25 protein-coding genes are annotated in these 24,962 nt (G+C 71.4%); 17 read left to right on the top strand and 8 right to left on the bottom strand.

The features are described from left to right. Positions 1-7 precede the first annotated feature (7 nt). Positions 8-718 (top strand): DUF4328 domain-containing protein, encoded by a 711-nt coding sequence (locus ITP53_RS10045; protein WP_195895060.1) that lies wholly within the window; start codon positions 8-10, stop codon positions 716-718. Here the strand turns inward: ITP53_RS10045 and ITP53_RS10040 are convergent, their stop codons facing one another. From ITP53_RS10040 to ITP53_RS10030, 3 genes are all read right to left on the bottom strand, one after another. Continuing rightward, the gene (locus tag ITP53_RS10040) at positions 719-4,354 is read right to left on the bottom strand and encodes a DNA polymerase III subunit alpha (RefSeq protein ID WP_195895059.1); all 3,636 of its coding nucleotides are present in this window, start codon (positions 4,352-4,354) and stop codon (positions 719-721) included. It lies immediately after the preceding gene. Continuing rightward, positions 4,354-4,620, bottom strand: coding sequence for a DUF6504 family protein (locus ITP53_RS10035; protein ID WP_195895058.1), 267 nt, complete (start codon positions 4,618-4,620; stop codon positions 4,354-4,356). Before ITP53_RS10035 ends, ITP53_RS10040 begins: the two co-directional genes overlap by 1 nt. Positions 4,621-4,700: 80 nt before the next feature. Further along, positions 4,701-5,447: a GntR family transcriptional regulator gene (locus ITP53_RS10030; RefSeq protein ID WP_195895057.1), complete on the bottom strand. Its 747-nt coding sequence runs from the start codon at positions 5,445-5,447 to the stop codon at positions 4,701-4,703. Between the two features lie 112 nt (positions 5,448-5,559). Between ITP53_RS10030 and ITP53_RS10025 the strand changes: the two genes are divergently transcribed. The 6 genes from ITP53_RS10025 (at position 5,560) to ITP53_RS10000 (ending at position 11,845) form a co-directional block, all read left to right on the top strand. After that, positions 5,560-6,711 (top strand): ABC transporter substrate-binding protein, encoded by a 1,152-nt coding sequence (locus ITP53_RS10025; RefSeq protein ID WP_195895056.1) that lies wholly within the window; start codon positions 5,560-5,562, stop codon positions 6,709-6,711. Beyond that, on the top strand, positions 6,708-7,532 hold the full coding sequence (locus ITP53_RS10020; protein ID WP_195895055.1) for an ABC transporter permease: 825 nt from the start codon (positions 6,708-6,710) through the stop codon (positions 7,530-7,532). The genes ITP53_RS10025 and ITP53_RS10020 overlap by 4 nt, the downstream gene beginning before the upstream one ends. Continuing rightward, entirely contained in the window at positions 7,520-8,371 is an 852-nt protein-coding gene (locus tag ITP53_RS10015) for an ABC transporter permease (RefSeq protein WP_195895054.1), read from the top strand. Before ITP53_RS10020 ends, ITP53_RS10015 begins: the two co-directional genes overlap by 13 nt. Further along, a complete protein-coding gene (locus tag ITP53_RS10010) occupies positions 8,368-9,441 on the top strand; it encodes an ABC transporter ATP-binding protein (protein WP_195895053.1) in 1,074 nt (357 codons plus the stop codon). Before ITP53_RS10015 ends, ITP53_RS10010 begins: the two co-directional genes overlap by 4 nt. Positions 9,442-9,455: 14 nt before the next feature. Continuing rightward, entirely contained in the window at positions 9,456-10,046 is a 591-nt protein-coding gene (locus ITP53_RS10005) for an HAD family hydrolase (protein ID WP_195895052.1), read from the top strand. 173 nt (positions 10,047-10,219) lie between these two features. Continuing rightward, positions 10,220-11,845, top strand: coding sequence for a serine/threonine-protein kinase (locus ITP53_RS10000; protein ID WP_328814341.1), 1,626 nt, complete (start codon positions 10,220-10,222; stop codon positions 11,843-11,845). Between the two features lie 28 nt (positions 11,846-11,873). Here ITP53_RS10000 and ITP53_RS09995 read toward each other — a convergent pair whose 3' ends face one another. Then, entirely contained in the window at positions 11,874-12,461 is a 588-nt protein-coding gene (locus ITP53_RS09995; protein WP_195895051.1) for a TetR/AcrR family transcriptional regulator, read from the bottom strand. 70 nt (positions 12,462-12,531) lie between these two features. On the opposite strand from ITP53_RS09995, the gene ITP53_RS09990 reads away from it, so the two are divergent. The 4 genes from ITP53_RS09990 (at position 12,532) to ITP53_RS09975 (ending at position 15,682) form a co-directional block, all read left to right on the top strand. Then, the gene (locus tag ITP53_RS09990) at positions 12,532-12,885 is read left to right on the top strand and encodes an ATP-binding cassette domain-containing protein (protein WP_328814347.1); all 354 of its coding nucleotides are present in this window, start codon (positions 12,532-12,534) and stop codon (positions 12,883-12,885) included. A 2-nt stretch (positions 12,886-12,887) separates the two neighbouring features. Beyond that, complete coding sequence (locus tag ITP53_RS09985) at positions 12,888-13,766, top strand: Vgb family protein (RefSeq protein ID WP_195895050.1); 879 nt, start codon at positions 12,888-12,890, stop codon at positions 13,764-13,766. Between the two features lie 201 nt (positions 13,767-13,967). Continuing rightward, positions 13,968-14,915 carry a quinone oxidoreductase family protein gene (locus tag ITP53_RS09980; protein WP_195895049.1) on the top strand — a complete coding sequence of 316 codons (948 nt, stop codon included), beginning with the start codon at positions 13,968-13,970 and terminating at the stop codon, positions 14,913-14,915. A gap of 140 nt (positions 14,916-15,055) precedes the next feature. Further along, positions 15,056-15,682: a LysE family translocator gene (locus tag ITP53_RS09975; RefSeq protein ID WP_195895048.1), complete on the top strand. Its 627-nt coding sequence runs from the start codon at positions 15,056-15,058 to the stop codon at positions 15,680-15,682. Positions 15,683-16,013: 331 nt separating this feature from the next. Here the strand turns inward: ITP53_RS09975 and ITP53_RS09970 are convergent, their stop codons facing one another. Continuing rightward, positions 16,014-17,510 (bottom strand): cobyric acid synthase, encoded by a 1,497-nt coding sequence (locus tag ITP53_RS09970; RefSeq protein ID WP_195895047.1) that lies wholly within the window; start codon positions 17,508-17,510, stop codon positions 16,014-16,016. A 135-nt stretch (positions 17,511-17,645) separates the two neighbouring features. On the opposite strand from ITP53_RS09970, the gene ITP53_RS09965 reads away from it, so the two are divergent. Beyond that, positions 17,646-19,001 (top strand): MFS transporter, encoded by a 1,356-nt coding sequence (locus ITP53_RS09965; RefSeq protein WP_236050653.1) that lies wholly within the window; start codon positions 17,646-17,648, stop codon positions 18,999-19,001. Beyond that, on the top strand, positions 18,991-19,794 hold the full coding sequence (locus ITP53_RS09960) for an MBL fold metallo-hydrolase (RefSeq protein ID WP_195895045.1): 804 nt from the start codon (positions 18,991-18,993) through the stop codon (positions 19,792-19,794). Before ITP53_RS09965 ends, ITP53_RS09960 begins: the two co-directional genes overlap by 11 nt. Before the next feature lie 3 nt (positions 19,795-19,797). Here the strand turns inward: ITP53_RS09960 and ITP53_RS09955 are convergent, their stop codons facing one another. Beyond that, positions 19,798-20,079 (bottom strand): antitoxin, encoded by a 282-nt coding sequence (locus ITP53_RS09955; protein WP_195895044.1) that lies wholly within the window; start codon positions 20,077-20,079, stop codon positions 19,798-19,800. A gap of 202 nt (positions 20,080-20,281) precedes the next feature. On the opposite strand from ITP53_RS09955, the gene ITP53_RS09950 reads away from it, so the two are divergent. From ITP53_RS09950 to ITP53_RS09940, 3 genes are all read left to right on the top strand, one after another. Further along, positions 20,282-20,974 carry an SDR family oxidoreductase gene (locus tag ITP53_RS09950; protein ID WP_195895043.1) on the top strand — a complete coding sequence of 231 codons (693 nt, stop codon included), beginning with the start codon at positions 20,282-20,284 and terminating at the stop codon, positions 20,972-20,974. Positions 20,975-21,051: 77 nt separating this feature from the next. Beyond that, complete coding sequence (locus tag ITP53_RS09945; RefSeq protein ID WP_195895042.1) at positions 21,052-21,927, top strand: DNA-3-methyladenine glycosylase family protein; 876 nt, start codon at positions 21,052-21,054, stop codon at positions 21,925-21,927. Positions 21,928-21,964: 37 nt separating this feature from the next. Beyond that, a complete protein-coding gene (locus tag ITP53_RS09940; protein ID WP_195895041.1) occupies positions 21,965-22,573 on the top strand; it encodes a TetR/AcrR family transcriptional regulator in 609 nt (202 codons plus the stop codon). 16 nt (positions 22,574-22,589) lie between these two features. On the opposite strand, the gene ITP53_RS09935 is transcribed toward ITP53_RS09940, so the two are convergent. Next, the gene (locus tag ITP53_RS09935) at positions 22,590-23,318 is read right to left on the bottom strand and encodes an FHA domain-containing protein (protein WP_207755738.1); all 729 of its coding nucleotides are present in this window, start codon (positions 23,316-23,318) and stop codon (positions 22,590-22,592) included. A gap of 40 nt (positions 23,319-23,358) precedes the next feature. Then, positions 23,359-23,814 carry a hypothetical protein gene (locus tag ITP53_RS09930; RefSeq protein WP_195895040.1) on the bottom strand — a complete coding sequence of 152 codons (456 nt, stop codon included), beginning with the start codon at positions 23,812-23,814 and terminating at the stop codon, positions 23,359-23,361. Between the two features lie 123 nt (positions 23,815-23,937). Here ITP53_RS09930 and ITP53_RS09925 point away from each other — a divergent pair. Next, positions 23,938-24,962 (top strand): serine/threonine-protein kinase (locus ITP53_RS09925; RefSeq protein ID WP_195895039.1); only part of this gene is annotated, 1,025 nt, incomplete at its 3' end.

Genomic DNA, 24,962 nt, shown 5'->3' with positions numbered 1-24,962 from the left:
TCAGCGCATGGCCCGGGGGGAGAACAACGTGCGCAACACCCAGGCATCGCCGACAAGAGCCGCCTTCGCCGTTTACGTGACGCTGGCCGCGCAGATCCTCTCCCTCGGCGCCCTCGTGATCTTCGAACAGTCCCGCGGCCGGCACCTCGCCGTCCAGCTCGCCGCGTTCGGCGGCCGTCCCCAGGGGGCGGACGCGGAGGCGGTGGTGGGGGCGGTGAGCACGTTCGCGGTGCTGATCATGCTGGTGGCGGGCACCTCGGTCGCGGCGGCCGCCGCCTACGTGACCTGGCTGGTGCGGGCCAGGCAGGCCAACGACAGGTCCGCCCCGACGGGTACGGTGGCGGCGGCCTGGCTGGTCCCCGGCGTCAACCTGGTGGCTCCCGTGGTGCTGGTCGACGAGGTCTGGCGGGCCGCCAGGCCGCCCGCGGGCGGCCGCCGCCGGTGGCTGTGGCTGCTGGGCGCCTGGTGGCTGAGCTGGCTGGCGGTGCTGGCGCTGGTCATGATCCGGCTCCCGCTCGGCGGGTCCGCCGGCGCCCTGACGGGGGTGGGCATGCCTGAGCTGGTCTGCGCCGCGGTCGCCGCCGTCCTGTGCGCGATCACCGTACGCGAGCTGACCCGCCTGCAGATCTCCTCCCGCGCCGCCCGGCCCACCACGATCCGCACCTTCCCCCAGCCCCACCCGTCCTCCGGCTCCACCCCGATCAGCCGGGCGGGCTAGCTAGGCCGCCGTCGGGCCCGAGCTGCCGGGGCTGGCGTGCCAGAGCTTGCGTGGCGGGTCGGCGATGGCGGGGCCGAGGTCCGCGTAGGGGGACAGGCGGAAGCCGTTGGCGTACTCGATCGTGCGGCCGCCGACCCCCGCCGAGTCCTCCGGGGTCCTGGCGAGCAGGGCGCGGACCGCGTCGATGCCCTGGGAGCGCCTGAGCGCGTCGAGGTCCGCAAGGTTCCAGCAGTCCACGGCGCGCATCGACACGGCCCTGGTGCCCGTGCGCCTGACCACTCCCTTGGCCAGCAGCAGCCACGAGCCGAACACGATGGACGCGCACCGCCCCTGCACCGACTCGAAGAACGTCAGGTCGATCGGACCCGTCGAGTCGTCCAGGGTGGTGAAGATGACCCGCTGCCCCGAGCGTACGGCCGGCGTCTGGGTCGCCACCTTGACCCCCGCCACCAGCACCTCTGCCCCGTTGCGCTGGGCGAGGAGATCCTTGGAACGTACCACCCCGAGCGCGTCGAGCAGCTCGTCGTGGAAGCTGATGACGTGCCGGCTGATGTCGATGCCGAGGATCTCCAGCTCGGCCTCGACCATCTCCGTCTCCGTCATCTCGGGCAGCTCCCCCGGCGGCAGGTGCTCGCCGAAGCCCAGCGGGAGCTGCACGGACGGCGGCTCCGCGGCCCTGGAGGACAGGGCGGGACCCGATGTGTAGCGCTTGGACCTGCGCGGTCCCGTCCTGACGCCGCTCCCCGAGCCCCGGTCGAGCGCGCCGACCTGGGCGATCAGGTCGCGACGGGTCAGCTCGCCTGGACGCCAGCGCGGGCCGCCAGGGTGCAGGTCGTGGAGCGCGTCCAGGCCGCCGACCTGGACGATCCGCTCGATCGTGGGCCGCGACGGGCGGGCGCGGTCCCAGAAGTCGGCCAGCGACGTGTACGGCTGCCCGGCCACCATGCGCTCGACCTCCGCCTCGCTCACCCCCTTGATCGCCGAGAACGGCACCCGCAACGCGTACCCCTTGCCGATCTCCCCGATCTTGAAGTCCCCGCGCGCCCGGGGGCCGTCCAGCGCGGCGGGCCGCACCCTGACCCGCACGCGCGGCCCGAGCCGCTCCACCTGCCAGTCCTTGCCGGACCTGTTGATGTCGAGCGGCAGGATCCTGACCCCGCACTGCCTGGCCTCGTCGATGATGACGCGCGGCGGGTACATGCCGGGCTCGTGCGTGAGCACCCCCGCGAAGAACGCCGCCGCGTGGTGCCGCTTCAGCCACGCCGACTGGTACGTGGGCAGCGCGAACGCCGCCGCGTGCGCCTTGCAGAACCCGAACGCCCCGAACGCGTCCAGCACCTGCCACGCGCGGTCCACGGCCGCGTCGTCGAAGCCGTTGGCCCTGGCCATGGGGACGAACGTCTTGCGCACCCGCTCCCGCCCCTCCGGCGTGTCCAGCGTGCGCCGCAACAGCTCGGCGAACGACAGGTCGCGCCCGGTCATCACCTCGATGATCCGGAGCACCTGCTCGTGGAACACCACGACGCCGTGCGTCTCCTTGAGCGCGCCGCGCAGCCGCTCGTGCGGGTAGTGCGGCCGCCGCCACCCGTGCCTGGCCTCCAGGTAGGGGGTGACCATGTCGGAGTTGACCGGACCCGGCCTGAACAGCGAGATGTCCACGATCAGGTCGTGCATCCTGCGCGGCTCCAGCTTGGCCACCAGCTCGCGCTGGCCGGGCGACTCGATCTGGAAGCAGCCGAGGGTGCGGCTGGCGCAGATCATGTCGTAGGTGTCCTGGTCGTCGTGGGGGACGTACTGGACGTCCTGGTCATCTCCCTGCTGGGTGTCCAGCTCGACCACGACGTCGTCCACGCGCTTGATCTCGCCCAGCGCGTACGCCATCGCGGACTGCATCCGCACGCCCAGCACGTCGAGCTTGAGCAGCCCGGCCTCCTCCACGTCGTCCTTGTCGAACTGCGACATGGGGAACTCCAGCAGGCTGCGCTCCACCGGCGTCCTGTCCCGCAGGCCCGCGTTGCCGACCAGCACGCCGCACGGGTGCAGCGCGATGTGCCTGGGCAGGCCGTCGAGCTTCTCCGCCAGCCGGAACACCCGGTCGAGCCCCGCCTCTCCGAGCCGGCTCTCGCGCAGCTCGGGCAGGTCGGCCAGCGACGCGGTGATCTGCCTGGCCCTGATGTGCGGGAACGCCTTCGCGATCGCGTCGATCTCGTGCGGCGGCAGGCCCATCGCCCCGGCGACGTCGCGGATGGCGCTGCGCGCCCGGTAGGTCTCCATCATGGACACGCAGGCCACGCGGGCCTCGCCGTACCGTTCGAAGATGGCCTTGTAGCAGTCGAGCCGGCGCGCGGACTCGACGTCCACGTCGATGTCGGGCAGCCCGATGCGGCCCTCGGACAGGAAGCGCTCCATGAGCAGGCCGTGCTCGATCGGGTTCACCTCCCCGATGCCGATGAGGTAGTTGACCAGGCTGCCGGCGCCGGAGCCGCGGATTGCGCAGCGGACGCCCATGCCGCGGATCATGTCGGTGATGCCGGCCACGGCGATGAAATATCCGGACAGGCGCTTCTTCTCGATGATGGCCATCTCGGCCCGCAGGCGTTCCCTGGCGTCGTCCGAGCGGTCGAGGCCGCGCCTGATCAGCCCGTCCTCCACGCGGTGGCGCAGCAGCGGCACCGGGTCGCGGCCGACCTCGGGCAGGTGCAGGCCGGGCGGGTCGTCGCGCAGCGCGAGCAGCTCGATCGGATCCATCGCGCACGCCTCGGCCAGCCGCCGGGTGGTGAACAGCAGCCGCGTCACCCGCTCCTGGTCCCCGCCGCAGACCTTGGCCGCCACCCGCCGCATCTCCTTGCCGCTCTTGAGGTAGGCGTGCGAGGTGGTGCGGTCGAGGTGACGCGGGTGCAGCGGGACGAGCTGGCGGGCCGCGTCCAGTACGTCGCCGACCTGGTGGTCGGCCGGGTCCAGGTAACGCGCCGCGTTGGTCAGAACGGCCGGTACGCCCATGGACTCGGCCAGGCCCAGCATGCGCACGGCCGTGATGGCGTCGCGGTAGCCGTACTGGTCGACCAGTTCGACCACCACGCCCGGCACCGCGGCGCGCCAGAGGCCGAGCAGCGTCCTGGCGTGCTCGTCGCGCCGCTCGGCCACCGCGCGGCCCACGTCGGACCGGGGCCCGAGCAGCACCACGAGCCCGTCCTCCGCGCCGAACCCGTGGTCACCGCCGGGCTCGCCGGCCCATTCGCCGACCAGCTCGCGGGTCACCTTGGGCGCGCCCCGCTCGCCCGCGTAGTGGGCGGCCGTGACCAGGCGGCACAGGCGGGACCAGCCGCCCGCGCGGGCCAGCACCGTGACGCGGTCCTCGGCGTTCGGCCCGGTCCTGGGGCGTGGCACGCGCAGCCCCGGCACCAGAGTGGGCGCCGGGTCGTCGAGCGCCAGGTTCACGCCGAGGACCGGGGCGACCCCGGCCTCGGCGCACGCCTGGGCGTGCTTGACGGCGCCGTAGAGCCCGTCGCGGTCGGTCAGCGCCAGGATGTCCATGCCGTGCTCGACCGCCCGGTCCACCAGCGCGCGCGGGAAGGCGGTGCCGTAGCGCATGGAGTACGCGGAGCACACGTCGAGGTGCGGGAACGGGGGCGCCATCAGTCCCACGCCCGCATCAGCAGCCAGCCGTTGCTGGCGGTGTCGTAACGCAGCTCGTAGGAGCCCACCTCGCGCCCTGGGGTGGCCTCCACCCGCCAGAACCGCCGCTCGCCCGGGTCGCCCTCGCTGGTCTTCCACCACTCGCGCGCGACCACCCAGTGGTCGAGGACCCGTCGGACGAGATGGAGCCGATCGCGCCAGACGAACTGGGTCGGCTCCCCGTCCCTGGTCCACACCTCTATCGGATCCCCATAGAGTCTGCTCAAGACGCTTCTCCCCGCGGCTCTTGGTCCGTATGTTGAGCCACCCGGGGGAAGGCGGGCGCTTATATGTCGAACATATGTTCTCAGGGCCAGAAACGCAAGTCGCCGGCCTGCCGTACGAGAGGGTTGGCGCCGATCGAGTTGCGGATGCTGAAGGCCACGCTGCCGGCCCGGTAGCGGTCGTCCGACGTCTCCACCGGCCTGCCCTCATGGGTGGTCGTGGTCCTGCGCTGGCGCAGGAGCGGGCTGCCGCGGCGCACGCCCAGCAGGTCCGCGTCGCGGGTGTTGGCGGGGACCGCGTCGATGAGGTGCTCACCGTAGGCGAACACGAGGCCGATGGAGTCGTACAGGGCCTCGGTGACGGACTCGCAGCCGGGCGGGAGCGTCTCCACGGCGGCGGCCACCCACCCGGCGTACACCGTCCGCTCGACCAGCACGGGCTCGCCCTCCAGCGAGCGCAGGCGCAGCACCTCCAGCACCTCTCCCCCGCCGAGCCTGGCGCACTCGGCGGCGCTCGCGGGCCTGCGGCGCTGCTCGATCACCTGGCCGCCGAAGCGGTGGCCGTTCGCGCGCGCCCACTGGGCGAAGCTGTGCAGCTCGGCGAAGCTCTGGCTGCGCGCGTTGCCGAGCACGATGCGCCTGGCGCCCTGCCTGGAGCCGACCAGGCCCTCGGCCGCGAGCACCGCCACCGCCTGGCGTACGGTCCCGCGGGCCGCGCGGAACCGCCCGGCCAGCTCGGCCTCGCTCGGGAGCTGGGAGCCGACCGGATGCGCGCCCGAGAGGATCTCATCCCGCAGCTCATCGGCGATGAGTTCATAGCGCGCAACCATTCCCGACCCTTCTCCTTCACCAATCAGCAACATTTATGGGAGTTACTGGGCCTCGCTTGTTTGTACAAGTTCCCTTAAGTTCTTTCCACACCCCCTGGACAGTGGAGGCGTCGTGTTCACACCTCGCGCCCGTGCGGCCGGCGTTGTCGCAGCACTTACCGTAGTCACCGCGGCGTGCGGCGCCGCGCCCACCACCCAGCAGAGCCCGGCGGCGGCCGGCGAGGTGAACGCCGCCACCGCCACGTCCGCCGCCGGCTTCGGCGGATTCGACAAGCTCGTCGAGGCCGCCAAGAAGGAGGGCACGCTCCACGTCATCGCCCTCCCGCCCGACTGGGCCAACTACGGCGAGATCATCGAGAAGTTCCAGGCCACGTACGGCATCAAGATCGAGAGTGAGACGCCCGACGCGGCCAGCGCCGACGAGATCAACGCGGTCAAGACCCGCAAGGGTCAGGACCGCGCCCCCGACGTGCTTGACCTCGGCCAGTCGTTCGCGATCAGCGGCGCCGCGGAGGGCCTGTTCGCGCCTTACAAGGTGCGGACGTTCGACAAGATCCCCGAGGGGCAGAAGGAGCCGAGCGGGCTCTGGGTCAACGACTACGGCGGCTACGTGTCGATCGGCTGCGACGCCAAGAAGATCGCCACCTGCCCGGCGAGCTTCGCCGACCTGCTCAAACCCGAGTACGAAGGCAAGGTCGCGATGAACGGCAACCCGACGGAGTCCGGCTCCGCCTTCGCCGGCGTCTACGCGGCCTCCATCGCGAACGGCGGCTCCTTCGACGACATCCAGCCCGGCATCGAGTTCTTCAAGAAGCTGAAGGCGGCGGGCAACTACAACCCGGTGGAGACCACGCCCGCCACCATCGAGAACGGCGAGACCCAGATCAGCATCGACTGGGACTACAACAACGCCGCCTACGCGCCCCTGATGGCGGCCAAGGGCCTGGACTGGAAGGTGAACGTGCCGTCGGACGGCCCGTACTTCCAGATGTACGCCCAGGCCGTCAACAAGGACGCCCCGCACCCGGCGGCGGCGCGGCTGTGGCAGGAGTTCATCTACAGCCCCGAGGGCCAGAACCTCTACCTCAAGGGCTTCGCCCGCCCGGTCCTGCTGCCCGCGATGACCGCGGACGGCACCGTGGACCAGGCGCTGGCGGACAAGCTGCCCAAGGTGGAGGGCACGCCCACGTTCCCGACGACCGAGCAGGTCGACGCGGCCAAGGCCAAGCTGGCCTCCGGCTGGGACGCTGCGATCTCGGGATGAGCAGGTCCGGTTCGAGGGGCTGGCTGGGCGCGCTGCCGCTGCTGGCGTTCTTCGCGTTCGTGTTCGGAATCCCCGCTGTCGCGCTGGTGGCCGGGGCCTTCACGGCGGGGGGACGGCCGAGCCTGGCGAACGTGGCGCAGAGCCTGCAGGGCGGCTACCTCACCGCGATGGCCGGCAGCGTGCGACTGTCCGCCGTAGTGGCGCTGCTCGGGGCCGTGCTGGGGACGTTCCTGGCCTACGCCGTGGTGACCTCGCGGTTCAGGCTGCTGCGCGAGGCGGTGCTGACGGCCTCCGGCGTGCTGGCCAACTTCGGCGGGGTGCCGCTGGCGTTCTTCTGGATCGCCACGCTGGGCAACTCCGGCGTGATCAGCGGCCTGGTGGGGCTACCCTCCGGCGCCCTGTACACGTTCTGGGGACTGGTGGTGGTCTACCTCTACTTCTCGGTCCCGCTGATGGTGCTGGTCATGGCGCCGGCGCTGGACGGGCTGCGGCCGCAGTGGCGCGAGGCGGCGGCCAACAACGGCGCCACCGCCTGGCACTACTGGCGCTTCGTCGCGCTGCCGGTGCTGACGCCGTCGCTGCTGGGCGGCGTGGTGCTGCTGTTCGGCGGCGCCTTCTCGGCCTACGCCACCGCCAACGCCATGGTCGGGACCGTGATCCCGCTCGTCACCCTGAAGATCGCCAGCGCGCTGACCGGCGACGTGCTGGTCGGCTACGAGAACATCGCGCTCGCCCTCAGCCTCGACATGGTGGTCGTGGCCGGGCTGGTGATGGCGGTCTACCTGCCGCTGCAGAGGAGGAGCTCACGATGGCTGCACTGACCGGCCTGGAGCCCGTCTCCGCGGCCACGCGGCCCCCCACCCGGCCGCGCGTGTGGCGCGGGGCGGTCTTCCTGCTGGCCGCGGCCTACTTCCTCGTCCCGCTCTGCGCCTCGCTCTGGTACACCGTCTACACGCCGACGGCCGGGGTGTCGCTCGCGGCCTACGGCGAGCTGATCACTGCCGACGGCTTCGCGCGGTCGCTGTCGTTGTCGCTCGGGCTGGCGCTCGCCACGATCGTGCTGGTCCTGCTGCTGGCGCTGCCCGCGATGCTCGCGGTGCGGCTCTTCGCGCCGCGGCTGCGCCCCTTGATGGAGGTGCTGTGCACGTTGCCGCTGGTGGTGCCGCCGATCACGTTCGTCGCCGGGATCGGGACGGCGCTGCGCGACGGGGCCGACGTGCTGGCTCCGACGCCGTTCTGGGCCACGCTGATCGCGGTGCAGGACCGGGCGTTCCCCGTGGTGCTGGTGCTGGCGTACGTGGTGCTGGTGCTGCCGTTCGTATACCGGTCGCTGGACGCCGGGTTGCGCACGATGGACGTGCGGACGCTGGTGGAGGCGGCGCGCAACCTGGGGGCGTCGTGGCCGTACGTGTTGTTCCGGGTGATCGTGCCCAACCTGCGCTCGGCGCTGGCCAGCGCGTCGTTCCTGACGCTGGCGCTGGTGCTGGGCGAGTACACCGTCGCCAGCCTGCTGGGGTACGAGCCGTTCGCGGTGTGGATCGTGACCGTCTCCGGCTCCAGGGGGCAGCTCTCGGTCGCGGTCTCGATCCTCAGCCTCCTGCTCATCTGGTTGCTGCTACTCGCCGTGTCCACGGTGTTCGGTAGGGAGAGAAGGAAATGACCGCATCGGTGGAGTTCCGCGGGTTGCGGCGGGTGTTCGGCAGAACGGTCGCGCTGGACGGCTTCGACCTGGTCGTCGCGCCCGGTGAGCTCGTCGCCCTGCTCGGCCCGTCCGGCTGCGGCAAGACGACGGCGCTGCGCTGCGTGGCCGGGTTCGAGCGGCCCGACTCGGGCGCGGTGCTGGTGGACGGCAAGGACATCACGAACGTCCCGGCCAGCAAACGGGACGCGGGCATGGTCTTCCAGTCCTACTCCCTCTTCCCCAACCTGAACGCCCGCGACAACGTCGCCTTCGGCCTGCGCGTACGCAAGGCGCCCGCCGCCACGAGACGGGCCAAGGCGGACGAGCTGCTCGAACTCGTCGGCCTGCCCTCCCACGCCGACCGCTACCCGCACCAGCTGTCCGGCGGCCAGCAGCAGCGGGTCGCCCTGGCCCGCGCGCTCGCCCTGGAGCCGCGCGTCCTGCTGCTGGACGAGCCGCTGTCGGCGCTGGACGCCAAGGTACGCGTGACCCTGCGCGAGGAGATCCGCCGGCTCCAGCTCGACCTGGGCATCACCACCGTCTTCGTCACCCACGACCAGGAGGAGGCCCTGTCGATCGCCGACCGGGTCGCCGTGCTGCGCGACGGACGGCTCGAACAGGTGGGCGCGCCCGCCGAGGTCTACGACCGGCCGGCCACCCCCTTCGTGGCGGAGTTCGTCGGCACCATGAACCACCTGGCCGGGCAGCTGTCCGGGGACCAGGTCACGGTGCTCGGGCGGCTCCTGCCGGTGGACGGTCCTGTTCCCGCCGATCCGTCCGTGGACGTGCTGATCCGTCCTGAGGCCGTCCAGGTGACGCCCGATCCCGCGGGGTCCGCCGAGATCGTCGCGGCCTCGTTCCGTGGCGCCTCCGTACGGCTCAGGCTCGCGGTGGAGGGCGGCGAGGTCCTGGCCGACGTACCCGGCCACGAGGCGGTGCGGCTCGGTCCTGGCACCCGGGTCGCGGTCCGGCTGGTGGAGCGCCCCGTCCTGGTCGCGCCGCGCACGGTCACCGTCCCCGCCCCCGTCGTGGCCGCCGATGCCGTCTGACGTGGCTGTCTGAGATGGCCGTCCCCGACGCCGTGCTGTTCGACATGGACGGCACGCTGGTCGACACCGAGGGGCTGTGGTGGGAGGCGGTCGCCGCCGTCGCCGAGTCCCTCGGCCGGCCGCTGACCCCGGCCGACCTGCCCCACGTCCACGGCCGCACGGTCGAGGACGTGGCCGCGCACCTCCTCCCCGGCTCGCCTTCGGTGGTCGCCGGTCTCACCGGCGCCTTCGCCTGCCGCATCGAGGAGGATCTGCGGATCGTGCCGGGGGCGGCGGAGCTCCTGGCCGGGCTCGCCGCCGTCGCCATCCCGACGGCGCTGGTCAGCGCCTCTCCCCGGTGCATCGTGGAGCTGGTGCTGCCGCGGCTGGGTCATCCGTTCGACCTGGTGATCGCGAACGAGGACACGGCGCGCGGCAAGCCGTACCCGGATCCTTACCTGGAGGCGGTCAGGCGGCTCGGCGCGGCCCCTGGGCGGTGCGTGGCCATCGAGGACAGCCCAGCGGGCATCGCGGCCGCCACCGCGGCGGGCTGCCACGTCCTCGTCGCGGGGCCGGAGCACGGGCTGCCGTCGCTCGGCCACGTGTGCGCGTTTCCCGGGGGATGAAGGGACCTCCCCCTGCGAGGCCCGGCGCGCCGCACCTGGCGTGTCCTGACCTCCCGCCGGCGAGGTCCGGCGCGCTCGCACCTGGCGTGTCCTGGCCTTCGACCGGCGAGGTCCGGCGCGCCGCAACCGGCGTGTCCTGCGCCGATCATCGCGTATAGGTAAGCTTGCGCGTCGTGAGCGGTGAAACCTCCCACATCGGGCGCTACAGGCTGCTTAGTGTGCTGGGCCGAGGTGGGATGGGCACGGTCCACCTCGCCGAGGACCCTGCCGGGCAACGGGTCGCCGTCAAAGTGATCAACCCGGAGCTGACCCAGCACGAGCAGTTCCGCATGCGGTTCCGCAGGGAGGCCGACGCCGCGCTGAGGGTGCGCAGGTTCTGCACGGCCGCGGTGATCGAGGCCGCGCTCGACGGCGACCAGCTCTACGTGGTGACCGAATACGTGGCCGGGCCCAACCTCGAGCAGGCCGTGGAGCAGTCCGGGCCGCTGCGCGGGTCCAGCCTCGACGCGCTGGCCGTCGGCGTGGCCACCGCGCTCACCGCCATCCACGGGGCCGGGGTGGTGCACAGGGACCTCAAGCCGTCGAACGTGCTGCTGTCCCCCGTCGGCCCGCGGGTGATCGACTTCGGCATCGCGCGGGCGCTCGACACGCTCGGCGGCGTCACGGGCACCGGCGAACTGGTCGGCACACCCCGATACATGTCTCCCGAGGTGCTGCGCGGCGATCCGGTGTCCCCGGCCTGCGACGTGTTCTCGTGGGGCTGTCTGGTCGCGTACGCGGCCAGCGGGCACGCGCCCTTCGCAGGCGGCACGCTGCCGGCGATCGTCTACCAGGTGCTCAACACCGAGCCGGACCTCGACCCCGTCGACCCCAGTTTGCGCCCGCTGGTCAAGGCGGCGCTGCACAAGGACCCGGCCATGCGGCCCACCGCGCAGCAACTGCTCGACGACCTCGTCGGGCGCTCGGCCCAGCCGGAGCAGGCGGCCAACACCGTACAGGCGGCCTGGCAGCACGCCACGACGGCGTTCACCCACGTGCCGCACGGCGCCAGGCGGCGCCGTAACAAGCTGATCGCGGGGGGCGTGGCGGCCGCCGCGCTGCTCGTGGGCGGGTCCGTGGTCGCCTGGTCCGTGTTCGGCCCGAGCGGCCCGCCCGAGGATCTGAGCGTCCTCTATCGCGAGGACTTCACGCAGACCAGCGGCGGCTGGAGCGGCATCTACGACTCGGATGACCCGACCAGCTACGGCTACCGTACGGACGGCACGTACGGGCTGGACGCGGATGGGGACTACAGGGAGCGCTGGGAGAAGGCCCCCATTCCCTTCCTCATCGCCGAGCCGACGACCCCGCCGGACCCTTCGGCCACGCCCACGCCGATGTTGCCGGAGACCGTCATGGTGTCGGTCACCGCCGAGGTCAGAAGGGCGACCAGCCCCGGCGAGTACGGCGTTTACTGCCACAATTCCGACGATGACGACAACTACTACGAATTCGCGCTGGACACGACGGGAAAGGCCAGGATCCGGCGCGTCGCGGACGGGTCGGGCGGGACGCTGGCCCAGCCGGTGCAGGTGGACGACCTGCCCGGCAGAGCGCGCATAACGGCCGCGTGCGAGCAGATCGGCTCCGCCGTGCGGCTGACGTTGTGGGTCAACGACGAGCAGGTGCACCAGGTAGAGGATCCGAACGGCATCGCGAACGGGTACGTCGGAGTGTTCGCGCGTACATCGGCGGAAAGCGACTCCCTGCTGCGAACGACGTTCGACGACTTCGAGCTACGCGGCCGCAAGGAACCCTGACGACGTACACGATCGGGGGTGCTTACTTTCAGAGCACGCCGGCGCGGGCGGCGGCGAGGGCCGCGTCGGCGGCGCGGGCGGCGTCCTTCTCGGTCACCGGCTCATGGGCCACGAACAGCCGATAGTAGACGGGGGCGATGGCGACCCTGATCACCTCTTGGACGTCGACGACCTCGGGCAGCTCGCCACGCTTGACCGCCCGCCGTACGACCTCGGCCGACTGCTCGTGGCGGGACACGAAGAATTCGTGCAGCGCCCGCGCCGCCGCCGGATTCTGCATGGCCGCCGCCACGAACGCCGACGACACCGGCCCCAGCTCGGGATCGGCGAACCCGGTGCGGACGAGCTGCACGACGCCCCTCAGGTCGCCCTCGATCGTGCCGGTGTCGGGAATCGGCCACGGCTCCTGCCTGGCCAGCTCCAGCGCGTCGGAGATCAGCCCCTCCACGTTGCCCCAGCGCCGGTAGACGGTCGTCTTGTGCACCCCTGACCGCTCGGCGACCCGCTCGACCGTCAACCCCGGATAGCCGCACTCGACCAACTCGGCGATCGTCGCCTGGCGCACGGCGTCGCGAACCCGCGCGCTGCGCCCTCCCGGACGCCTGCCACCTTCCAAAGACTACTCCAGTTGCGTTTGCGTCATCCAGCTGACACACTAAAGCTACAGCAGTTGCGATTGGAGTTCCATCCTGACCAGCCTCAAAAAGGTTTCCACCGCCTACGGTCACGGTCACCCGGACGAGTGCCGCGCCGCCCTGCTGTCCACCGGCCTCTTCCGGCCGGGGACGCTCGATCAGAAGGTGGGCACGCTGTCGACCGGGCAGCGCCGCCGGCTGGCGCTGGCCGGACTGCTGGCTCGTGAGCACGCTCTGCTGCTGCTGGACGAACCGACCAACCACCTGTCACCGGTCCTCGCGGAAGAGCTGGAGCAGGCGCTCGACCACTTCCGAGGCGCGCTCGTCGTGGTGTCGCACGACCGCGCTCTCGTACGGCGCTTCCGCGGGACACGAATTCACCTTTCCGGGGGACGCGTATGTTGACCATGATCGAAGCAGGCACGCCGTACGGCATCGCGACCGGAGCGGACGGGGCACTCTGGTTCACACTCGTCCACGAGGGGCGGGTCGCCAGGATGGTCCCGGGCCAGGACCCGGTGATCCATCAGCTGGACCCCGCCGACGGACAGCCGACCGTGATCACGCCGGGGCCGGACGGGGCGATGTGGTTCAGCGAGGGGCAGGGCGACCGGGTCTGCCGCATCACCGTGGACGGGCAGGTGACGGCGTACGAGGCGGAGTCGCCGTACGGGATCATCGCCGGTCCCGACGGGGCGATGTGGTTCACGCAGATGCGCGGCGGGACGATCGGGCGCATCGGGGCGGACGGCGGGCGGGCCGAGTTCGAGGTGCCGGTGGAGGGTGGAATGCCCGCCTACATCACCGTGGGCCCGGACGACGCGCTCTGGTTCAGTGTCAACCAGGGCACCGCCAGCGGACGTGACTCGCCGGCGGGCGAGGTGGTCATCCATCCGCTCCCCACACCGGGCGCCGCGCCTGTCGGCATCACCCGAGGCCCGGATGAGGCGCTCTGGTTCGTCGAGATCGCCGCCGGCCAGATCGGCCGAATCGATCTTTCCGGAAAAATCATCGAATATCCCCTCCCCGACCGAGCCTCCCGGCCCCACGCCATCATCACCGGCCCGGACAACGCCCTCTGGTTCACCGAATGGGCCACCGGCCACCTGGGCCGCATCACCACCGCCGGCGCCATCCAGGAACACCCCCTCCCCCTCCCACCACCGAACACGCAGGAGGGCGACACCGCTCGAATGGCCGAGCCACACGGACTGACGATCGGACCCGACGGTGCGATCTGGGTGGCCCTGGAGGCAGGAGCCCTGGCCCGCATCGACCAACCATGAGGACCTCACCCCGGTGGGGTGGGGAGTTTGGCGGCGATGGCGGGGTCGCGAACTGTCAGGAAACCCGCCCACGCACACCCGGACCACGGACAACGATCCGCCAGGCCCGGCCGCAACGAGAACGCGGGAGACCAGGATGCCCAGCACCGTTCGGAGCAACCGGCTGTGTCACTCAGTCATTAGGAACGGTTGACTAGGGGTATGCATGCCATCATCGTCTCCGCCCCGGGCGGCCCAGAGGTTCTCGCGTACGTCGAGCGTCCCGACCCGACACCGGGTGACGGGGAAATCGTCATCGATGTCGCCGCCAGCGGTGTCAACTTCCTCGACATCTACCATCGCTCAGGCTCCTATCCGCTGAGCCTGCCCACCCCCATCGGGTCGGAAGGTGCGGGCACCGTCTCGGCCGTGGGGCCGAACGTGCGCGAGGTCGCCGTGGGTGACACCGTGGCATGGGCCAACGTCCTGGGGAGCTACGCGGAGAAGGCCGTGGTTCCCGCGGATCGGGTGGTGCCGGTGCCGGACGGCGTACCGGCCGACGTGGCGGCCGCCGCGATGCTCCAGGGCATGACCGCCCACTACCTGACCCACTCCACGCACGAGGTGCGCGAGGGCGAGGAGGTGCTCGTCCACGCCGGGGCGGGCGGCATGGGCCAGTTGCTGATCCAGCTCGCCAAGCTGAAGGGCGCCAAGGTGCACGCCACGGTCTCGACCAGCGAGAAGGAGAAGCTGGCCCGAGCGGCGGGTGCCGACGAGGTGCTGCGGTACGAGGACTTCGCCACGGCCCTGCGCGGCAAGATCGACGTGGTCTACGACGGGGTCGGGGCGGCCACGTTCGACGGCGGGCTGGAGGCGCTGCGGCCACGCGGCCTCATGGCCCTGTACGGCGCCGCCAGCGGCCCGGTCCCGCCGGTCGATCCCCAGACGCTCAACAAGCAGGGCTCGCTCTTCCTCACCAGGCCCACGCTCGTGCACTACATCGCCGAACGCCGCGAGCTGCTCCAGCGTGCCTCCGACCTGTTCGGCTGGATCGCCGACGGCCGGATCGCCATCAACGTCTCGCACCGCTACCCGCTGGCCGAGGCGCGCCAAGCCCACGAGGACCTGGCCGGCCGCCGCACCACAGGGAAACTCCTCCTCATCCCCTGACAGCTCCACACCCAGCCGACGCCCGGCCCCACCATCTCGGGCCATGTCGGCGTCCCACGGGCGGGCCCTGCCGAGGTCCCGCCCGTCATCCCACCGGGCCGCCGATATACACGCAGATGGCGGGAAATACGCTGACGGCCATGGACATCGCCGGATCGATCTGGTCGTTCGCGGCCGTGGTCGCGCTTCTCACGCTCACGCCGGGCCTGGACACGGCCCTCATTCTGCGGACGTCGCTGCTGGCGGGACGGCGGCCGGCCTTGGGTGTGACGCTGGGTATCCAGCTCGGCACGCTCATCTGGGGGCTGCTCACCGCCGCGGGACTGTCGGCACTGCTGGCCGCCTCGCAACCGGCCTACAACGTCCTGCGCTGGGCCGGTGCGGCGTACCTGGTGTGGATGGGGGTGCGCATGGTCATGGCGGCGAGGTCCGGCGCGGAGGGCGTGCCTGAGCAGCGGCAGGAGGAGGTCAGGTTCAGGACGGGGTTCAGCCGCGGACTGGTGACGAACCTGCTCAATCCCAAGGTCGGGGCGTTCTATGTGGCGATGCTGCCGCAGTTCATCCCGGATGAGGCGCCGCACGCGGCGATGGGACTGCTGCTGGCGAGCGTGCACGTGGCCGAGGGGCTGGTGTGGAGCGCCGTGCTGATCGGGTTCGCGTCGTTGATGAGCGGATTCCTGCGCTCGCCCTCGGTACGGCGGTTCCTCGACCGCCTGACGGGTGTCGTCATCGTCGGGTTCGGCGTGCGACTGGCGTTCACCGACTAGCACCGGCATTCGCTTCCGACTCGACGGCACACCGTACGTGATCACGGAGGCGTACCTCAGCGGACGTCCCGAGGACCACGCGATCATCGAGTTGTCCCCCCGGCAAGCAGGGCGGCAATGCCCATGCCAACCGGCATGCCGACCGGCTGAAGAAGATCAACGATCGTGACGAGCCGACTGCCTGATCTCGCGCTCACGAAGCCCCGAGCCCATCGGTTCGGGGCTTCGTGAGGGAACGGAATCGGTCGTCCACGCTCGCCCGGTTTCGCGGCGCCGGGCGCATTCGGCAGCGAATGACACGCTTCCCTTCCGGGACGCGGCAAGAAGCGGATCAGCCTGCGGCGGGCGGTCCCGGGGGCAGGACCGGTACGTTCGGCGGGCCGTGCTGGATGAGGTGGAGCAGGGCGTCCGTGTCGAGATGGCGCTCCACCAGGTCCCCTAGCGCGTCCAGCCGATCCTCCCTGAGCCGGGCGAAGTCCGTGCCGGGCGCCGGCGTGAACGCGCGCCCCGCCCGCTCGGCCACGTCGGCCAGGAACGCCCGCCTGAAGCCGTCGTTCTCCAGCGCGCCGTGCCAGGCGGTGCCCCAGACGTCGCCGACCCGGCACCCGTCGAGGAACGGCTCGCCGCCCTCGATCGACGCCCTCCCGTGGTGGATCTCGTACGCGCGCACCGGCCGGCCGTACGCCGTGCCCTCGGGTCTGGCCACGCGCTTGTCCCTGGCGAACTCGACCCGTACCGGCAGCAGCCCCAGTCCCTCGACCCGGCCCGCCCCCGACTCGACCGTGTCGACGATCTCCCGCCCGAGCATCTGGAACCCGCCGCAGATGCCCAGCACCGGCCGCTTCCGCTCGGTGACGGCCGCCGCCAGGCCGGTCTCCCGCAGCCAGGCCAGATCGTCGACCGTGGCCCGCGAGCCGGGCAACACCACGAGGTCGGCGTCGTCCAGCTCGACCGGATCCGTCACGAAACGCACCACGACGCCCGGCTCGGCGGCCAGGGCGTCCACGTCGGTGAAGTTCGAGATCCTGGGCAGCCGCACGACCGCGACGCGCAGGGTCTGCGCGCCGTGCGGGGCGCGTACCGGGATTCTGCGGTCGTTCAGGGCCAGGGAGTCCTCGACGTCGAGCCAGAGCCCGTCGAGCCAGGGCAGGACGCCGTACACGGTGCGCCCGGTGAGCTGTCTCAGCTGGTCGAGCCCGGGTTCGAGGAGCTCGCGCGCGCCCCTGAACTTGTTCACGACAAATCCGGAAATGTGGGATTGGTCGGCGGCGTCCAGGAGGCCCACCGTTCCGTAGAACGCGGCGAACACCCCGCCCCGGTCGATGTCGCCGACCACGATCACGGGCAGGTTGGCGGCCCTGGCCAGGCCCATGTTGGCGATGTCGCCCCGGCGCAGGTTGATCTCCGCCGGGCTGCCCGCGCCCTCGCACACCACCACGTCGTACCGCTCCCTGAGCCTGCCCAGCGCCTCCAGGGCCGTGGTCCGCAGCAGGTCTCTCAGCGCGCCGTACTCCATCGCGTCCACGTCCGCGACCGGGCTGCCCATGAGGACGACCTGGCTGCGGCGGTCACTGCCCGGTTTGAGGAGGATCGGGTTCATGTCCGCGACGGGCTCCAGGTACGCCGCCCGCGCCTGCATCGCCTGAGCCCGGCCGATCTCGGCGCCTTCGGCGGTGACGTACGAGTTGAGCGACATGTTCTGGGCCTTGAAGGGCGCGACGCGGACGCCCTGGCGGGCGAGCCAGCGGCAGATTCCGGCGGTGACGACGCTCTTGCCCGCGTCGGACGTGGTGCCGGCGACGAGCAACGCGCCTTTGACCTGTGCCATGCGGTCACCGTACCGGAGCCAAATCTCCTGAAATTTCGCCGTAATCCCCCATTTACGAACCCCTGTGACGTATGCCACTCTGCTAGAACGTTCCCCTAGAACGGAATTCTAGATTTCCCTATGGAAAGGGTGGGCATGGTCGGGACGTTGGGTTCGCCGCGCACCGGCGCCATCGACGCGCGGTCGCGCGCGCCATTCGGCTGGGCACCGCTCGTCGTGCTCTTCATCGTCGGATTAGTGGACCGGATCGAGCACAATCTCCTCTCCGGGGTGCTCCCGGCCATACAGAGGGAGTGGGGCTTCAGCGACACCGCGGCGGGCTCCATCCCGACGGCCGCCGCCCTGGCCGCCGCGATCGTGTCGTTGCCCGCCGGGTACATGGCCGACCGCGTCAGCCGTACCCGGATCATCGCGGTGGTCGTCTTGTGCTGGGCGCTGGCCACCCTCGGCTCGGGCATGGCCACCGGCTTCGTGATGTTCTACCTGATGCGCGTGTTCCTGGCGGCGGCCGAGAACATCGACAACCCGGCCGCCGGCAGCCTCCTCGCCGACTACTACCCGCCGGTCAGCCGGGCCAGGGCGTACGGGCTCACCCGCGTCACCACGTACCTCGGCGGCGTCGGGACGCTGCTCGGCGGCGTGCTCGCCGAAGCGTACGGGTGGCGCACCGCGTTCCTCGTCATGGTCATCCCCGGCGTGCTCACGGCGCTGCTCGTCTGGTTCCTGCGCGAGCCGCGCCGCGGCGAACTGGACAAGCTGGTGGCCGCGGAGGACGCGGGAGCGGCGGCAGGGACGGACCCGGCTCCGCCGCCCACGGCGGTGGTCAAGCCACCCTTCTGGCAGCAGTTCCGTCAGGTCGTGTCCATCCCCACCCTGATGTTCGTCTGCGCCGGCCTGTGCCTGCTCACCCTCGGCCTGGCCGGGATCTTCTACTGGCTGCCCACGCTCATGGTGCGTGACTTCGGCGTCAGCGTGGGCACGGCCGGCTCGCTGAGCGGCCTCATCACGGTCGCGGGCACGCTGACCGGCACCCTGGTCGGCTCGTGGCTGGGCAGGAAGTGGCACGGCACCCGCAAGGGCGGCCGGCTGCTCGCGGGCGGCAGCGGCATCACCGCCGGCGCCGTGGTCCTGGCGGTGGCGCTGTCCATGGACTCCGTCGGCGCGTTGACGGTGCTGGTCCTGCTCGCCTGCTCGCTGATGTCGATCGCGATCCCGAACATGACCGCCTGCCTGGCGGACGTGGTCTCGGCTCCCGCGCGCGGCCTCGGCTTCGCCGTGCTGCAGTTGCTGACCACGGCAGGCGGCGCGTTCGGCTCGCTGGTCGTCGGCATCGCCTCGGACCAGTTCGGCTCGCTGCTGTCCGGGATGTACCTGCTGGTGGTCCCGATGGTCGTCGGCGGTCTGCTCACGCTCGGGGCGCGCGCCTCGTTCGAACGCGACGCGCGCAAGGTCATGGAAGCCGCCCGCTACTCTGGCGGCCATGTCGCCTGAGCCTTTTCCCATCTGCCGCACGTGCGGCGTCCAGTACGCCGAGCCCCGGCCGGACTGCCCGATCTGCGAGGACGAGCGCCAGTACGTCGGCTGGAGCGGCCAGCGCTGGACCACCGTGTCCGGCCTGGCCGCCGAGGGCCATCGAGGTCAGGTGGCGGAGGAGGGCCCGGGCGTGGTGGGCATCGGCACCACCCCGCCCACGGCCATCGGCCAGCGCGCCCTCCTCGTCCGCACGCCGGCCGGCAACGTCATGTGGGACATGGTCTCCTACCTCGACGATGACGTGGTCTCCCAGGTCAGGGAGCTGGGCGGGCTGACGGCCATCGCCATCAGCCACCCCCACTTCTACGGCTCGATGATCGAGTGGGCCCGCGCCTTCGACTGCCCGGTCTACATCCACGCCGCCGACCGCCGGTGGGTCGCCAGGCCGGACGACGCCGTGGTGTTCTGGGAGGGCGACACCCACCGGCTCACCGAGGACCTGACCCTCATCAACGCGGGCGTGCATTTCGCCGGCGGCCAGGTCCTGCACTGGGCGCAGGGCGAGGGCGCGCTCTTCTCCGGCGACATCCTGCAGGTCGTCCAGGATCGGCGCTGGGTGAGCTTCATGTACAGCTATCCCAACCTGATCCCGGAACGTCCGCGCGTGGTGCGCCGTGCCCTGTCGTTGCTGGAGCCGTACGCGTTCGATCGGGTTTACGGGGGCTGGTGGCAGCGCATCGTGCACACGGACGGCAGGGCGGCCGTCCGCCGGTCGGCCGCCCGCTATCTCGACTTCATCCGGGAGGGCTAGGCGTCAGCCCTGCGGCGGGCGACGCTCCTGCTGTCCCTGCTGTCCCTGCTGTCGCTCCTGGCCCTGCTCGGGACGCTGCTCGCCGCTCGGGCCCTGCTGCTCGCCCGCACCACCGCCGTAACGGTGCTGCACCGCGTCCGCGCCCTTCTCGATCTGCTCGTCGTACTTGTGCCCGGTGCGCTCCTTCGCGAGCTGCTCCGCCTTGTCCAGCAACTGATCGGCCTGCTTGGAGTGTCCCCTGGCCAGGTTTTCCGCCTTCTTCAGCCACTCTCCGATACGGCCCATGACCATTCCCCCGTTCTTCAGGCTACTTTCGCCCCCTACCCCGGCATCACGGGAAGATGTTTCACTCTCTGGGGCAAGGCTTCCCTTCCCAGGGGGTCTTCACCTGCCCTCTTCGTGATCTGCATCACAATCCTTTGCCTCTGACGTCAGTGTCAGGTTTTAGCGTGGCCGCGGAACACCTGAGACCTGCCAGGAGGCAGCCATGAAGATTTCCGGCTCCATCGCCCTCGTGACCGGCGCCAACCGCGGCATCGGCCGCCACTTCGCCGAGCAACTGCTGGAAAGGGGCGCGACCAAGGTGTACGCGACGGCGCGCGACCCCCAGCGCGTCGACCTCCCCGGGGTGGAGGCGCTGCGCCTCGACATCACCGACCCCGCCTCGGTGGCGGCCGTCGCGGAAGCGGCAGGGGACGTCACCCTGCTGATCAACAACGCCGGCATCGCCACCTACACGAACCTGGTCACCGGCGACCTCGGCAAGATCCGCCTGGAAATGGACACCGCCTACTACGGCACGCTCCACATGATCCGCGCCTTGGCCCCGGTCCTGGCGGCCAACGGCGGCGGCGGCATCCTCAACGTCCTGTCGGCCCTGTCCTGGTTCTCGCACGACGGCGCGAACGCCTACAGCGCCGCCAAGGCGGCCGAGTGGAGCCTCACCAACGGCGTCCGCCTGGAGTTGCGCGGCCAGGGCACCCAGGTCACCGGCGTCCACCTGGGAGCGGCCGACACGGACATGATGGCCGGCTACGAGGGGGATCTGATCGATCCCGCGGACGTGGCCCGCGCCGCCCTGGACGGCGTCGAGACCCGCGCGATGGAGGTCGTCGTGGACGAGTGGAGCGCCACCGTCAAGGCGTCCCTGGCCGCCGACCCGAGCCTGTTCTACGTCTGAGCCCCGATGCGGGAGCACGTGCGATCGCACATGTCACCTGGCCCGGGCGGCGGCGTGGCGGACCTACCCTACGGGGCATGACGACGCACGGATTCACGCTCACCGCCGAGGGCCCGTTCGACTTCGCCGCCTCGCTGCGCTTCGTCGAGGACTGGCCGGCCACCAGCGCGTTGCCCGCCGACGGGCGGGCGCTGCGCTTCGCCTACTGCGCGGAGTCGGACTGGCTGCCGATCGGCGTGCGCGTGACGGGCGCGCCCGGCGGAGTCGCAGTGGCCACGACACGGGCCACGGGAGCGGGGATCCGGGGCGAGGTGGCCAGGATCCTCTCCCTCGACGTGGACGGCGCCGGCTTCGCCAAGCTCGGCGCGGCCGATCCGGTGCTCGGCGACCTGCAGCGCAGCAGTCCGGGCCTGCGGCCCGTGTGCTTCTGGAGCCCGTGGGAGGCGGCGTGCTGGGCGGTGATCGTGCAGCGCTCGTCGATGCTCGTCGCCTCCCGGCTCAAGCAGCGCATCGCGGAGCGGTACGGCGCCCGGGTGACCGTGGACGGGCACCCGTACGCGGCCTTCCCGCCGCCCGTGTCGCTGCTGGACGCCGGCGGTCTCGGGTTGCCCGCGCAGAAGGAGGAGTGGCTGCGCGGGCTGGCGCGGGCGGCGCTCGACGGCGTGCTGACCACCGAGCACCTGCGCGCGCTCGCCCCGGAGGAGGCGCTGGCCGAGTTGCGTGCGCTGCCCGGCGTGGGGCCGTTCTCCGCGGGGTTGATCCTCATTCGCGGGGCGGGCGCGCCAGACGCGTTTCCTGGGGACGAGCCGCGCCTGTTCGCGATTCTGCGGGAGGCGTACGGGCTGCCGGAGGACGCCCCCGCGGGCGCGTACCGGAGGCTGGCCGAGGCGTGGCGGCCCTACCGCTCGTGGGCCTCTTTCCTGTTCCGGGCCTCCACCTACGGCGACAGGTAAAGTACACACGACGAGTAGTTCCCTACCAGGGGCGGCCATGGCACCTGCGATCGACGACCCGCACAACGCGCGCAGCCGGCGCACCCGCGACGCGCTGCTCGCGGCGACCAGGGAGATCCTGGAGAACGACGGCTTCGAGGCCCTGACCATGGCCGAGGTCGCCGCGCGGGCCGGAGTCTCCCGGCGGGCGGTCTACCTGCACTTCCGCTCGCGTACCGACCTGGTCACCGAGCTGTCCGGCTTCGTGGCGGAGCAGGAGGGGCTGGCGGAGTCGCTGGCCGGGATCTGGGAGGCCGCCGACGCGGCGGAGGCGCTGCGGGCCTGGGTACGCCACCTGACCCGCTACCACCCCCGCCTGAGCGCGATGAACCAGGCGCTGGACCGCGTCGGCCCCTACGACGCCGACGCCGCCCGGCACAAGCGGACCATCGCCGACGCGCAGATGGACAACTGCCGCCGGATCGCCGGCCGGCTCGCGGACGAGGGCCGGCTGGCGGCCCCCTGGACCGCCGAGACGGCGGCCGACATGCTCTGGAGCCTGATCTCGACGGACCTGTTCGACCGCATCATGGTTGATCGAGGCTGGTCCCGCGAGCGCGTGGAGCGGCATCTGGTGGCGCTCTACGAGTCGGCGTTCGTACGCTGACCAGAGTCGGCCGCGGTCAGCGGCCGGGCGGTGGCAGCAGCGCGAGGTGCTCGCTGGTCACCAGGTCGAACTTCAAGGCGAGCGAGACCAGCGCGTGGCGCTGCCAGTCGGCCTTGCCCTCATTGTCCTGGGGGCTCTTCACGTGCAGCTTCTTCTCGGCCAGGTAGCTGATGTGGAAGCCGATCGCGGTGCGGCTCAGCCCCAGGCCGGAGAGCCTTTCGATGATCTCGGGGACCGTCGGGATGCGCGAGGTCGACGGGTCGCGCAGACGCGGCTCGCACAGCGCCACGAGGATGCGGAAATACTTGGCGTTCTGGTCGAGGGGGTAGGCGACCTGCGTGGCCGCGCCGCCGTCCGCCCTGCCAGGGGGCACATGCACGTGTTGCGGCGCGAACACCAGGAAGGAGACCGTGCCGTCGACCGCGGGCAGGCAGACCCGGGAGAACTCGAACGGGATCGGCGCCCCCATGCGGCCGGGCGGCACCTTCACGAACTCCCCGCCGCCCTCCGGGTTCTCCACGACGTACGTCTTGGCCGCGCTGAGGTTGGAGAGCAGCCAGTAGTCGCCCACCGCGACGATCTCGCCGGCGCGGCGGGAGACCGCCGGGTCGTCCAGGAGGATGTCCGCCGGGGAGCCGGGAGCCCCGCGCCCGAAGAGCGCCTGCTCTCCTGGCGCGAGCTCCAGCGAGTACGGCCGGTCGTCGGTCGGCGCGGCCGCCATCTGGATCAAGATCGTGCTCTGCATCGGGCCGGACCTTACTCGTGTGCCGGTGCTGGTGTCCAGGTCACCGCGTCGGCCTCCCACCCGGGCCGCCCGCGCCGCGGCACTCACGCAGGCCGCCGTCGTCCTGGTCGTTGCCGCCGCCGCGGAAGTAGACCTCGCTGACGTAACCCCACTTGTGGTTGTCCGCCATCGTGAGTGCCCACCAGTAGTTGCGGTACTCGCCCACGGTGTGGGAGGCGCCGGTCACCTCGCACACGTACCAGTCGGTGCCCGCCGGGTCGATGTAGCCGACGACGGTGCCCTTCGCGTTCGACCCGTAGACCGGGATGCTCCCGCTCGGCGACCAGTCGGGGCAGTTCTGGACCGTGCGGCCGTTGTGCTGGTACTGCGGGCCGCACGGGCTGCCGTCGGCCTGCACGGACTGCGCCGCGGCCTGCGCCGCCTGCGCCGACGGCGCCGCGGCGGCGAGGGCCGCCAGCGCGAAGGTCGTGGAAAGCGCGGCCATGCGAATACTCATCGTGGTTCCCTCCAGATTTCGGTACGGACACGACGATCCTGCGCAGAGGAGGGCCGCTTCCGTAACCTGGGAGGTGGCAGGGCACGTGGACGAAACCGGGGCTCATCAGCCATGATGAGCTGAATGACGGCTCCATCCCACGCAGGTCGCTACCGGATCGAGCAGCTCATCGGCGTCGGGGGCTTCGCCTCCGTACACCTCGCCCACGATGACGAGTTGCGCTCGCCGGTGGCGGTCAAGATCCTGGCGGACAACTGGGCACGCAGGACCGACGTGCGCGAGCGCTTCCTGCAGGAGGCGCGACTGCTGCGCAGAGCCGACTCCCACCTGCTCGTGCAGGTCTTCGACATCGGCGAACTGGACGACGGCCGGCCGTACTTCGTGATGACCTACGCCGACCGCGGCACCCTGCACGACCGCCTGGCCGGACGTCCGCTGGAGATGGACGAGGCGCTCGGCCTGATGCGCGACATCTGCCAGGGCGTCGCCGTGCTGCACAGCATCGGGGTCGTCCACCGCGACCTGAAGCCGTCGAACGTGCTGTTCTGCTCCCGGCCTGAGGGTGGTGAGCGGGTGATGGTGGCCGACCTCGGCATCGCGCGGTCCACCGACCATCTGAGCGGGCTTACGCTGCCCGCCGGGTCGCCCGGTTACCAGGCGCCGGAGCAGCTCTACTTCGACGGGGCGCCGGACTTGCGCGCCGACGTTCACGGGCTGGGGGCGTTGACGTACCACGTGCTCACCGGCCAGGTGCCGGGCAAGCCGGAGCGGCGGGTGCCGCCCGGAGCACTGCGGCCCGGGGTGCCTGCGGCGATCGACGCCGCGGTGATGCGCGCCCTGGAGTCCGACAGGGAGGCGCGCTGGCCCGACGCCGCCTCCTACGCGACGGCACTGTCCTCCCCGGCCGTCACCCGCTCGACTCCGCCCCACGCCCCACGCCACGCCCCGGCCGCCGAGCCGCCCGGGAGACCGCCCGAGGGATCGTCCGGCGGACCGCCCGAGGGACTGCCCGGGGGGCCGTCCGAGGAACTGCCCGGTGCACTGCCTGGGGAACCGTCCGAGGGACTGTCCGATGGACTGCCCGGGAAGGCGCCCGAGGGGCCGTCCGGCACACTTCGCGAGGGGCCGTTTGGCGGGCCGTCCGGGGG

The sequence above is a fragment of the Nonomuraea cypriaca genome, assembly GCF_015645445.1.
Lineage (GTDB): Bacteria > Actinomycetota > Actinomycetes > Streptosporangiales > Streptosporangiaceae > Nonomuraea > Nonomuraea cypriaca.
This window is presented reverse-complemented; position numbering and strand designations above follow the sequence as displayed.